At 46.5% G+C, this 12,147-nt stretch carries 9 protein-coding genes; 3 read left to right on the forward strand and 6 right to left on the reverse strand.

Annotated elements, in window-relative coordinates; genetic code table 11:
* Positions 1–1,124: alpha/beta hydrolase (locus Q0668_RS20005; RefSeq protein ID WP_298867899.1), on the reverse strand; the 1,124-nt coding region annotated here is incomplete at its 3' end.
* Between the two features lie 137 nt (positions 1,125–1,261).
* Here Q0668_RS20005 and Q0668_RS20010 point away from each other — a divergent pair.
* Together Q0668_RS20010 and Q0668_RS20015 are read left to right on the forward strand one after the other, a co-directional pair.
* On the forward strand, positions 1,262–1,498 hold the full coding sequence (locus Q0668_RS20010) for a hypothetical protein (RefSeq protein WP_298867901.1): 237 nt from the start codon (positions 1,262–1,264) through the stop codon (positions 1,496–1,498).
* A gap of 123 nt (positions 1,499–1,621) precedes the next feature.
* Positions 1,622–2,992, forward strand: coding sequence for a hypothetical protein (locus Q0668_RS20015; RefSeq protein WP_298867903.1), 1,371 nt, complete (start codon positions 1,622–1,624; stop codon positions 2,990–2,992).
* A gap of 286 nt (positions 2,993–3,278) precedes the next feature.
* Here the strand turns inward: Q0668_RS20015 and Q0668_RS20020 are convergent, their stop codons facing one another.
* The 4 genes from Q0668_RS20020 to Q0668_RS20035 all read right to left on the reverse strand — a co-directional run bounded on the left by Q0668_RS20020 (position 3,279) and on the right by Q0668_RS20035 (position 9,625).
* Positions 3,279–6,992 (reverse strand): carboxypeptidase regulatory-like domain-containing protein, encoded by a 3,714-nt coding sequence (locus Q0668_RS20020; RefSeq protein WP_298867905.1) that lies wholly within the window; start codon positions 6,990–6,992, stop codon positions 3,279–3,281.
* On the reverse strand, positions 6,992–7,387 hold the full coding sequence (locus Q0668_RS20025) for a BlaI/MecI/CopY family transcriptional regulator (protein ID WP_298867907.1): 396 nt from the start codon (positions 7,385–7,387) through the stop codon (positions 6,992–6,994). The genes Q0668_RS20020 and Q0668_RS20025 overlap by 1 nt, the downstream gene beginning before the upstream one ends.
* Positions 7,388–7,619: 232 nt before the next feature.
* Positions 7,620–7,976 (reverse strand): hypothetical protein, encoded by a 357-nt coding sequence (locus Q0668_RS20030; RefSeq protein WP_298867909.1) that lies wholly within the window; start codon positions 7,974–7,976, stop codon positions 7,620–7,622.
* Positions 7,973–9,625, reverse strand: coding sequence for a DNA methyltransferase (locus tag Q0668_RS20035; RefSeq protein ID WP_298867911.1), 1,653 nt, complete (start codon positions 9,623–9,625; stop codon positions 7,973–7,975). Before Q0668_RS20035 ends, Q0668_RS20030 begins: the two co-directional genes overlap by 4 nt.
* 170 nt (positions 9,626–9,795) lie before the next feature.
* Between Q0668_RS20035 and Q0668_RS20040 the strand changes: the two genes are divergently transcribed.
* Positions 9,796–10,512 (forward strand): abortive infection family protein, encoded by a 717-nt coding sequence (locus Q0668_RS20040; protein ID WP_298867913.1) that lies wholly within the window; start codon positions 9,796–9,798, stop codon positions 10,510–10,512.
* Positions 10,513–10,535: 23 nt separating this feature from the next.
* On the opposite strand, the gene Q0668_RS20045 is transcribed toward Q0668_RS20040, so the two are convergent.
* Positions 10,536–11,849, reverse strand: coding sequence for an Nramp family divalent metal transporter (locus tag Q0668_RS20045; protein WP_298867915.1), 1,314 nt, complete (start codon positions 11,847–11,849; stop codon positions 10,536–10,538).
* Between the last annotated feature and the right edge of the window lie 298 nt (positions 11,850–12,147).

Genomic DNA, 12,147 nt, shown 5'->3' on the forward strand with positions numbered 1-12,147 from the left:
ATGATTCGAGCCTGGATCGATTCCTGGCTCAACCCAAATGGGAAATATCGGCTTAAAAACGTTTCGGCTTCGCTTGTACTGGGTTGCATGAAAGCGGGTTGCATCATGAAGCTGTGCCCGGCTCCTTTGAATATTTTCAGCTCGAATTTTTGGCCTTTTGCTTTTGCATTCGCTACGAACGCCCTTTGGTGTTTGTAGAGATGATCTCGATCGCCGAACATGATCAGCGTTGGTGGAAGCGGTTCTTTCGTCAAAATACGGGATGCCGACATCTTGAGTGCATCTTCGGCGGGATGTAGCAATTGCCAGTCTCGCTGATTGAACTGTTTTAAAATTTCTTGAAAACTCTTTATCTCGGACGGCTCGATATTCTGCGCTTCTCCCAACGTTGCGGCAAGTTGAATGAGATTCGCACGATGATCCAGGGGCGTCGCGTATTCGTCGGTTTTGTTTTTGATAAACCGCAATAGATGCGGAGTAAACGTGGGCGCCCTGGTTTTAGTCGCATTTAAGAAGGAGTCCATTTTGACGAACCAGATATCGATTCCATCGAAGGCAGGGCAATACAACACCAGCGCATCAGGACGTGGCGATACCGAAGGGTCGTCGTTGGGATCTTCAAAAGAAGTATTGATGTAAGATTGTAGTGCCAGGTCTCCGCCGCCGGAGGTTCCTGTTGCAACAATTCGTTTTGGATTGATGCCTAGTTGAGCGGCATTTTTTCTTATATATCGGATCACACTTTTGGTGTCTTCCACCTGAAGTCGTGGCTGGGGCAGTTTGGTAATTTCCTGCAAACTCAAGCCAGGCAGTTTCCCCGAATTCACATTAGCGAGTAGCGGTTTGATGATCACCATGCCCTGCTTTCTGAAATGCTCGCGCTGTTGTGGAATGCGGCAGCGAAAGATTACCAGAGCCGACCGCTTGTCTGAAGCTTTCCAATCGTCCGGATAAAAAACAGTGAGTGAACGCTGTGGCGTCTGCTTGTAGATCATCCGGGTCGTCTTGACCTGCGCAACCTGAGTTTTCGGATTCAGATCCTGGTTTCCGAAAACGATCGAGGCTCCCAAATCGGAAAAGCAGAGAAATAAAGAACACAAAATTGAGTAGTAAGATAGAGCCATCGAATGTTCCTCGAAATCGAGAGCGATTTTGTTCTCATGTTGTAGATGACGTTGATGGGTCAAGATGAATCAATTCATTCTGCCTTACGCACCTGATCTCCGCAAGCGATTGATCTCTGTTTGTTCTTGCCAGAAAAATGGCTGGACCCATCTTCCTTGACGAGCTGGAAGTCATGGTGCGTTGGATTCGTTTCAACAAAGTGCAACTGCCCATCACCAAAGACAAAGCCCGTCCTGGTATTGTAAAGGAACGCGCACGAACTGCAGCGAAAACCCTTTACCCTGATGGCTACTTCGTTCCGTTCTCTATCTCCACGCAGGTTTCACTTCCATTTCTAAAGTGTTTCTCATGTATTCGTATGTTGAGTTATTAATAACTTTTGAAATAATCTTCACCTGCAATTGTATATTCTTGTACAGACGCGTTTTTTCCTTTACAATCTACTATTTGTGACGCAGACATTTCAAATTGATCCTACTCAATAAGGGATATCACTATGGCGACTCCTGATTTTCCACGGTCATTCCAGTTTGAACTACCTCTGTTTGCGAATAAGGGCGGCCCCGTGAGCCCCTGGAATGAAGTCGTCAAAAACAATAAGCCCGTTGAAGAGAGTGACCGGCAGTCGCGCGCGACCTATGATATTTTGCGGAAATTCAGCGAAGATCGCCTGAAGAAAGACCAGACAAAACTTCAAACAATGCGTAACAATGGCCAACAGGAAACGGTCGATTTTAAAGATCTTCAAGACCGTATCGCTCAGCAGGAAAAGGCGTTTGAAAATGGAGGGGGAGGGGGCGTTCAATTTCCGTACGTCAACTACAACGATTATTCCTTTCCCATCTACAAAGTAAAACGCTACGCGAATGGAAAAGTTCCTACCAAAGCGGTTCCCTGTTTACCTTATAATATCTGTTCGTTTCCTTCGCCCTGGTTCCCTCGCGAAGGAAACAAACAAAAGGGTTTCACCATATTAGAAGTGCCTACAGCAGAGTGTGAGTTTCGTCCCGCCGGCCCCGCGGCCCTCGAATCTGATGGTGCTGTTATTCTTTACGATGATAAAACAAAAATGGAGTACGATTTCTGGCAGGTCAGCACACATCAAGATGTGAGAGGCAAGTCTACCGGTGGTGGAATTGCAGGCGATGAGATATTGGCCACGGGATCTGCATCCCAATTTGATGTTGCTGGCGTGGGTGCGCGTACTCCCGAGATCGACCCCAGTGGCAGCTCTCGTGCATCGGGTCTTCCCTATCTAGGTGGTCTATTAATTCCGGAAGACCTTGCAGACGGAATCAAATCGAAAATCAAGCACGCCTTGATATTTGCCTTGCCTCAACTTCGTTATTTTCCTAAGCAGCTTCAAGAGGACCCTCCCAACTGGGTTTACCCTGCTACGCGCACCGAATGTACGAATGGGATTGCCAACCCTAATGCACTTGCTGCCGGACAACGAATTTTATTGAGAGATGTCTTACATGGTCGCGGCGATTTTGCGGATACGACATCCGATCTCATCAAGGACGAAAGTCTCCCCCCCATTGTCCGTATCTTTCTGGATGTACTCTATAACTATGGCGCCTATCTGGTTGATGGCGCCGGTGGTTTCTCTTTCGCCGCGGAAGACATTCACACCGCAAATATGACAGAAGAGCAAGCTAAGGATTTAACGGGCTTGTCTCAACTTAACGAAAAGGTAACACCTTGGCAGGCCGTCATTGAGACGCTCAATCACTATCTCTGTTGTAAATTACTCGATGGAGCGGGGCTGGCTTTTGCATACCTTGACGAAACAAACGGGTTCCGCCCCAACTTCAACATCGCCGAAGATGTCCCGGCGTTTTATGCTGATCCCTGCAGAGAGTGACTCATGACTAATCGAGATCACGGGAGTGCCACAACGGAGCACGTTAACAATACTCCTAGCCCTCCATTCCAAGCTTGACAAAGCACTAGCCGAACAAATAGCAATCGAAATATTTGCGGAATAGAGCGGGGAACAGAGTGAATATACTACTGAGTAAGATTTCCGCTTATTTTCCCTCGACGACGAAATCAGAAACGAATTTCTCCGCCACGGAGGGACTTGGGAACTGTTGGTAGAATCGCAGAAGGACCGTTCTCACGCCCCATGTGTCCGCAATTTGATACAGTCAGTTAGGTGTTTGAAGAGGTTGCTTGCGCACGATTAATTTTTCGAGAATCAGATCACCCAGATCTATGGGCTCTGTAGTCTGGTCTGCTTTGATAGCAGGCACTGTAATAGAAAGCGGTTTTAGAGATGCTTGAATACTACCGTGAGACCACAACTTTAAGGTATACTTTCCCGCGGGTACATCGTCAATTTGAAACGAACCATCCCCGGCAATACTAATAGTAAAGCGTGGAATTTCTGACACGTCTTTCAAATACGATTCGTAAGCAACCTGCCAGGCCTTCCCTTCTTTCGTCTTAATCCATTCCTTGATCCACGCCTGGTGCTGCTGGTCTGTCTGTTTAGATTCTTTTATTGGTAGCATCGGCATCTCTGGTAAATTGGATTCTCCTTCGAGCCACAGCGACCCCAGGTTCCAAAGTACCTTTCCAGAGTAATCGGCGGGTGGAACCAGTTTTCCGATCATTCGCCGTCCATCACCACCCAAGTTCAGTGTTGTGGTTTTTCCCGCAACGAATTCTACAGGCACACGGCGCGAGGAAGTGGCTTCCCTGGAACCCTCATTCACCATCCATACAATCTCACGCCCGACCTGTCCATTTCCTGGAAACACACGATCAAAAACAAAACGTCCATTGGTATCCGTTTTGACTTCATTTTGTGTGGAAATGTGTGGCTCATTGTCCTTATAAACATCGATACCATTATTAACCAATGCCAGGGAAACATGAGGAACGATTTCTTTCCCCACACGAAACGTTCCCTCCAGTCGCGCCCAGGGAGTCAATTTGATCTCAGCAGGAATCGGACCTGCCGTCGACTTCAGATGCGCGAATCCTGCTGAATGCAAAATCACAAGTTGAAATGGGTCAGTGCGCGGGGGAATGCGGAATTGGCCTTTGACATCACTTTTGAGACGTGTGGCATAGGTCGAAATGTTACGAAGTCTACCTCGCTTGATCGTAATCTGTGCGCCCGCTACACCGACGGCGATTTCGGCTCCCGCGGCGGGCTTGCCAGCGGCTGTCAGAATATTGGCGGCGATGTCTTTCGCCGGTTCGAGAGAAAAATCAATGGTAACATTCCCCTCAGTTGGCTTAATAGCACGAGAGGCTGCCACTTCGTAATTATCCGCTTCAATACGAATAAAGTGGGCAGGATCATCATCGTTGATACGAATCTGATATTGACCTTCGATTGACTCGAAGCTGTCAGAGAGGTCCCAAAACAAGGAATTGGATTTCTTAAAACGACGACCGGGAGTCACACGAAACTTCTTGATCGGTTGTTTTGTTTTGGCATCGATTACGCGACCTGAAATCACCAACGCCTTCGGTGGACTGAAAACATATTCTGCTTCGCGCGCTATCAGTGGTTGGTCGGAAAGTGACATCCCACCGGGGCGCCAGATACCAGCCTGAATTTCATCCAATGGCGCTTCATTCCATTCCCAAATTCCATTCTCATCCGTATACTTACTCTCAGGATTAAAATCTCTGTTTATGTTCCACGCACCACGCCAGCCTTGTAAAAATATCTGCGTCTTTGGAATACCCTTTCCCTGTTCATCGACCACTCGGATTCGAATTTTACCTCCCGGTTTCATAGAAAAATTGACCGGAGCCATATCACGCATGACGCGCACTTTCTGCATGTCTGTCGCGCGGTCTTTTGCAAAAACTAACACTCGAGTGATCTTGGGCTCACAACCAACGAGTTGATATTTCCCTTGTTGATCTGTTTTTGCTTCGCGGATATCGTTCCCGAATCTGGTTCTGACTAATGCCCGGGGAATTGGTTTTCCGGTTTCATCTGTCACCGTTCCGCTCACTGTCAGTCCCGCCTGCAGTACAAGCGGCGCCGATGGTTTTGCAGACCCCTTAATTTCAAATTCGCTCCGAGACAAGCGTCTTCTCAGCGGGAGATGTTTCGGCTGATTCACCGAAATATAAACATCCTTTTTCGAATCAGGAACGTTTTCAAACCGCCATTGACCTTTTTCGTCAGTCATAATACGTGTTCCAACACCCAGTTTCCGATTGGCACCAGGGCGTTTCTTAAAGTCCACACTCGGCGAAACCTTGGCGCCAGCGATTGGTTGACCAGATTCATCAACGATCACGCCGCCCACCGTCCAGGCTTTATCAAGTTTGGCGGTGAACTCTGTGGGAATTTTCTCTGGATTCCAACCAACCCAATAAGGTCCATATCCAGGTTGTTTGATACTCATGCTAAATCGTTGGGGACGATGAGGGATTTCCAGCCGGAGTCGTCCCGCATTATCCGTTTTGGCATAGGGACCATAGGTGCTTGCACGAACATATTCGCCAAGCAGTATCTGCCTGGCGGTTGGAGCCGGGCTCATGCGAATCTCGACTAAGGCATGGGGAACAGGTTTACTATCGGGCCCGACGACATTGAGTTGAAATGTTCGCACCGATTTTTTGTTAACGACTGGGACTTTGCTCGGTTTTTGTATTGGCTTGTTCGCACTCTTATTCTCAGTAGTAACGTCCTTAGGTGCGGTTTGTGCGGTTGACGAAGTTATCAGGGGGGCCATCACCATTGCAAAGCCGATGACCAGTATCGCGAACACCCCGCTCCGTGAAATTCGTAATGGCTCACGGAGGGGCTCGCCAAACAGTCGAGCGACGCGGCGACGAATTTCGGAGGGTGACCGTCCGCTGACTGCTAATGAAGAAAGATCAATGCTCGTCTTTGTATTTCGTTTTGCTAATTCTGCAATTCGTAAAAGTGTCGTTGCATAGCTTACGCGTGATTCGAACTCCGAATGGGTGCTGGACTGCACGCGACACGCCATCTCATCACAACAATATTCACGGAGTACGCTGACCCGCCTGCTAAGATACCAGAGCCCCGGATTGAAAAATAATACCGTCTCTGCCATTCGCTGGATGAGATTCACCCACATATCATAACGGCGAACATGCGCTAATTCGTGTGCGAGAATCATTTCCAATTCATCGATCGACAGGCCGCTGATCGCTGACGCGGGCAAAAGTATGGTCGGTCGCGCAATACCCACGACTTTTGGTACCACAATCTGCTCCGCGCGGGCGAGGGCAGGCACGACTTTCATCGACCATTGCCGGGAGAGTGATTGCAGTGCCTTAACCAATGGTCCTTCTGTGACTAAAACAGCATTCACGCGCAGTCGATTTGCTCGAATACTGGCGATGACCAGACGGGCGAACATGAAAGCAACACCCAGAGCATATAATCCAATAATCCAGGGCGTCAGTAAGAACCACATCGATGATTGGCTGGGAGGGGAGGGGGCTACAACTGCAGTACTAGTGTCTCGATTTCTCTGTTGTAGACGACTTTGCGTTACTTGAGGGTATTGTGATTGAGTCCTTGACGAAGCAATCGGCTGCTTATTGATAGGTGCATTTGTTTGAAGCGTTGGATTCGTCTTCACAACAGAGGCGATAGCAGCAGACTCACTACTCGCATTGACTTTCGGCTCTGTAACATCGGTCAGTTGATATGTAATCGGAATCGCGAATAAGGCAACCACCAGTGCTGCCACGTTTACTGTGTAATGTCGCTCGACAGAAACGTTTCGCCAAATCTGGTCGATACACCACACAACAAGCGCCAAAGCAGATATCTGCCATAACGAGTGCAAAAGCGTCAAACAGAGTCGGCCGCTCAACTCCGGATCAATGGATAGAATGTCCCAACTCATTACTTTTGCTCCTTTGCTTTACGGGTAATGAGCTTGCGAAGTTCGACAAGTTCTTCTGCATCCAGATCCGCGGTTTCCAGAAGATTGAGTACGAGATCAGACGAAGAGCCATCGAAGACGCGCGATAATAAGTCTCCCATAATGCCGCCTGTGACGGCTTCTTTCTTCAATTTAGGAGCGAACAAAAACGACTTGCCTTCCTTTTTCCGCTTCAAAAACCCCTTACGATACATAATGTTGAGCATTGTAATCACAGAAGTATGAGCGAGTACACGGCCTGCTTGCGCTTCGAGCCGGGCCCGCACTTCGCGAACCGGTAACGGCGAGTCATCCCATAAGACTTTGAGAATTTCGAGTTCCAATTCTGTTGGATGTTCAGATTCTGAGCGTGCCATTCTGTTGTTCCCGCTAAAGGACAGTATGAGCATCGATGATGAGATGCTGATCTTCTAAATCTTTAGATGATCCTAAGCGGAACAGGGTCGCCTGTCAATACGATCTTCTAATTCTTTAGAAGAAAGGCCCGGTTGAGAAACAGAAGCGAAAACGATTTACGCAATCTGATAGCGGGCTGTACGGTAGAAAACTCCGTGAGGCAACGATATTTTTGAATGCCAATTTCTAAAATTAATGTATCTCACCAAAACAAGACGGAACAGAGGTCCTTACTTTGGCTAACCATTGTTTTCGCGCTGTAATTGTTTCTACAGATTGCTCGGGTTCATCATTGAGAACTCCCGTACTTTCTGCGTACCAGATAGCTGCTATTAGGTTAGTGTCTGCTGCTTTCAAAGGTTCAATCACAGCAATCCCGTCTGCCGCTCTCTCCAGTACTTGATTTGCTTTTTCCAACAAATCGTTTCTATAGTCATATTCATCAGCCATGGGGTGGTGCCAGAATCTTAACATGAGCTCCACCAGTACTTCCGCTTCAAATAAACCGGCTAAATTCAAACATCGTTGAGCTATTGTTTCATCGCTCATGTTGCAGCAAGTTCCATGAAATTCATACGCGGCTGATTTCGCCCGATTAGATATGATTGAAGTCCTCTTCGATCGAGCTGATCTACATCTTTTTGTAAGTATATTTCCAAATACCACTCACCAGTATTTGGCGCGAATTGATTCAGAGCCGTTTGTGCAGAAATTGTACGGGAAGCTCGATCCATCAAATTAAATGTCTCCCCAATGTATAAAGGTAGGGAGTTACTCGAACCACTTTTTAATAGATACACTGCGGGTGACTTTGGTATCCCTTTAAATTTGTTGTCATCCAAATCAAAACGTTTAGACTTTTTCTTAAATGAGACGTACTTTTCAGAAGATACACGCCAGGTATGAGCTTGCTTTCTAATTCTCAGAGCTGCCCATCGATAATCAAAAGATTTAAACCCTGGTGCCAAGCTCCTTGCAAAATCATCGAAGCGAGATGCTGCATAAGGGTCACAAAGAATATGATCTAGACTTGAGTAACCCATATCCATCATGCGACGCAATGCGATTTCACTAGCAAACTCATACAAATCCATCTTTGTGAGTGATACTTGTTCTCTTTTTGAAGAACGTAATTGTGCGAAATCTCCTGTTTTCCTCAAAGCAAGAAGCTCTAAGTTCCAATCAACAGGACGACCTGACAGACTCTGCACACTGCATTCATCAATAAATGATGCGTTCAAAACAGGATCAGCTATAACACGATCGACAGAAAAACCATCCGATGCCTTCTGGAAAGCAGTTATAATAGCTTGCTCTTGATTTTTTTCTCGTTTCGCTCTACTCGCTCTTTTAGATATTGCAGGAGTACTCTTTAACGGATCTTCTGGCCCCTCTAAAGCATCGCCATTATTCACAGAGTTAATTCGTGCTTTTGCCAGTTGAACGTATTCTGGCGAAATGTCATAGCCAACCCATTGCCTGCCCAATTTTTTGGCCACACATAGCGTGCTTCCAGAGCCGGCAAAAGGATCAAGTACAACATCATCTACGCTTGAGCAACAACGAACAATTCGACCAAGCAACTGTTCGGGCATCTGACAACCATGAAAACCGGCTCTCTCCTTAAATGTTCCTGCAACGCGAGCAAAATACCAGGTATCGTGCCCTGCAGCGAAGGAACCGGGAGCAGCCTGTGGTCTCAGAATCCAGGTATTATCCGGAATACGCCCCGCGGAGTTTGCTCGCTTATCGTTATAGATTAACTGCCGAGCTGAGGGAACGCGAATCTCTGAGTCATTGAAAACTATCTTGTCGGGATCTTTCACAAAATAGAGCAAGTGTGTGTGAGATCGTCCAAATTTCTGAGTACAGTGAACACCAAATGTGTAATACCAAATCACCCAATTCCGAAGGTGTAAACCCAATTTTTCTGCAATGATTTTGATTTCTGCAACGTATTCATCACCGATGGCGATCCACATTGCTCCGGATGGTTTTAGTGCCTTATGACATGCACCAATCCAATCCTCCGACCATCGTAAGTACTCACTGCTTTCTAATTTATCTTCATAGACATCATATGAGAACCCAATGTTATACGGAGGATCTGCAAAAACTAAGTCGACCTGCTCTTTCTTAGTTTTTTTCAATCCTTCAATACACTCTCCCAAATGAAGTTGATTAACCCACTTCTTCATAACTGATCCTTCGTTAAATAGAACATTTCTATTCTATAACTATCTCTTCAGAAGCGCAAGCCTTATTAAAAATTTAGACAAAATGAATTGCTCCTTAAGTTGTACCCAATAGAACGCTACCTCACAATATACATTAGAACATTCCCTGTATATGCTTAGAGGATGCGAACATGAACGAGCCCTATGAGATAGCAAACGACGAAGATAATCCAAAAGAAGCCTTGGCTTTGATTGACTCGATTCAAATCCGCAATGCTTGGGAAAAGGCTTTGTCTAGGTCTAAGTTAGATCCTGAGGGTGCTATTACATCCGCTCGTACTTTAATTGAATCAACATGTAAACATATCTTGGATTTTCGTGGCATCGAATATCAGATTACATCTGACTTACCCGCGCTTTACAGCAAAACTGCCCACTGCTTGGAATTAGCACCTTCACAACAATCGGAACAAATTTTTCGACAGATTTTAGGAAGCTGCCAATCGATGGTTGAAGGTTTAGGAGCATTAAGAAATCGACTAGGTGATGCACATGGAAGAGGACAAGAAAAAGTTTTATTAGATACAAAGCACGCAATACTCGCAGTAGAACTTGCTGGTGCGATGGCAACCTACCTAATTAAAACTCACGAAGCAGAAATTAAGAGAAAGACGTGGCAAGAACTTACTGAACCCGAGCGTCAAAAATTAATAGATGTCTGGCTAGAAATAGCGACGGAAGAAAATCTTTCTGACCCTGGCAGATTGCCATATACAGAACCCCTAGTAACGATTCAAAGAAAGTTTTTTTCTCTAACTTCTATTTTTGTTCCTGAAGGAGAGATCTTCCATTTCTTGGTCAATAAAAGAAAAGCGAAAAAACTCCCCCGACCGAACCAAGAAAAATAGCAGACAATTTAAGTTTCAATTCGCTACCCATTAATCAATGGCAGGATCAATTTGACGGCGGTTCTTAGGGCCAGGAAGACTGAGGAGAACAGGCCGATGAATCCCAGGATTTTCATCCAGGCGGGGATTTTGTTTTCACCTTTCATGTCCGCGCGGGTTGCCAGCCAGAGCATGGCGATGGCCAGCATCGGAATGCCTAATACCGTGAGTGACTGCGCGAAGATAATCAAACCTACTGGTGCTTTTCCCTGTGTCTTCGTGAAAATGGCAACCGCCATCCCCACCAGCAATGCTAAGACTGTGAATAACTTCGGCCATTTCAGGTCGATGTAACCGCCCAACCCGAAGCCATCTGCCAGAATAGAGCCACCAATCATGGCATTGACCAGAAACGAACTGAAGGCACCCGCGAAAATGCCGAGTGAGAAGATGATCATTCCCCATTTTCCAAACCCAGGCTCCAGACCTTTTGCCACATCAGCTATGGATTTCAATTTCGTCACATCCGGATTCTGATAGAGAACTGCCGCGGCTGTGATCAGGACCATCATCGTAATCAGCCCTAAGGCACTGATGCCGAGGACTGAGTCTGTGAGACCTTGTTTGAGATCGTTTCTGGTCCACCCTTTTTGTCGTACCAGATACGATTGATAAAAGGCACCTGCGACAGAAAATGTTGTCGCGTATAGTGCAACCAGCGGCGTCATATTATCTGCGACTTTACCAGCTGAGGCATCCCACTTCGGTAAAATCGTCTCGAAGGTTCCTTCCGGGATTGAAGGAATGAAACCATATAGAGCCGCCAACCAGTCTGGCTGAACCTGGAACAGATTAATGGCGAACGCCACCATCATGATGCCTACCAGTAGTTTCATCAATTTTTCAATGTGGCGATACAGATGTTTGAAACCATACAGGGCCATGATGATGAACACGTTCATGCCGATGATGATTGCCAGCGAAATGTTACTGTCTTTATCAATGAAGGGTTCGACTGCAGCCAAAATACCCAGGTTATTACTGAATTGGAAACAGGCGGCGATTAAAAACAGAATGATGCCTGTTGCTGCGGCGATCGGACGGCCCGCGCGACTTGCCAGTTCATCACAGATGGTGCCTTTGAGTTGAATTCCCAATCGAGCCGACATCGCCGTCATCGCAATCATCATGATCACCGCGATCACCAGCACCCAAATCATTTGATATTGATAGGTGTGGCCGATTTTGGAAGCCGACAGAATACTACCTGGTCCCAATACTACCGAAGCGGTAATAATCGCGGGACCCAGACTTCTGAGAATGCGTTGCAATGGATTGAGGGGTCGTTGATCGTTCATAATGACCTGCTGTATTTTCTAAATGTAAGTTAGTAATCAGGACTATCTTAACAAACGAGGTCTCAAATAAGAGGGTTCCCCAGCATAAATTAGCCAATTCAAAGGTAATTCACGTGGTAGACACGAGAGGGGGAGCAACACTAAGATGGGGTGCGTCTCGACCTGAAAACCGTTTCGGACTTAAGCCACCCGGCTGGCATTATCCTAATCAAATCAGGCCCTACTTTTGTCAAATCAAACAGGCAAAACACAAATGCAGAATGTCACGATTATCGCGACCAGTTTAAATCCCCAATCG

The organism is uncultured Gimesia sp., assembly GCF_937910335.1.
Taxonomy (GTDB): domain Bacteria; phylum Planctomycetota; class Planctomycetia; order Planctomycetales; family Planctomycetaceae; genus Gimesia.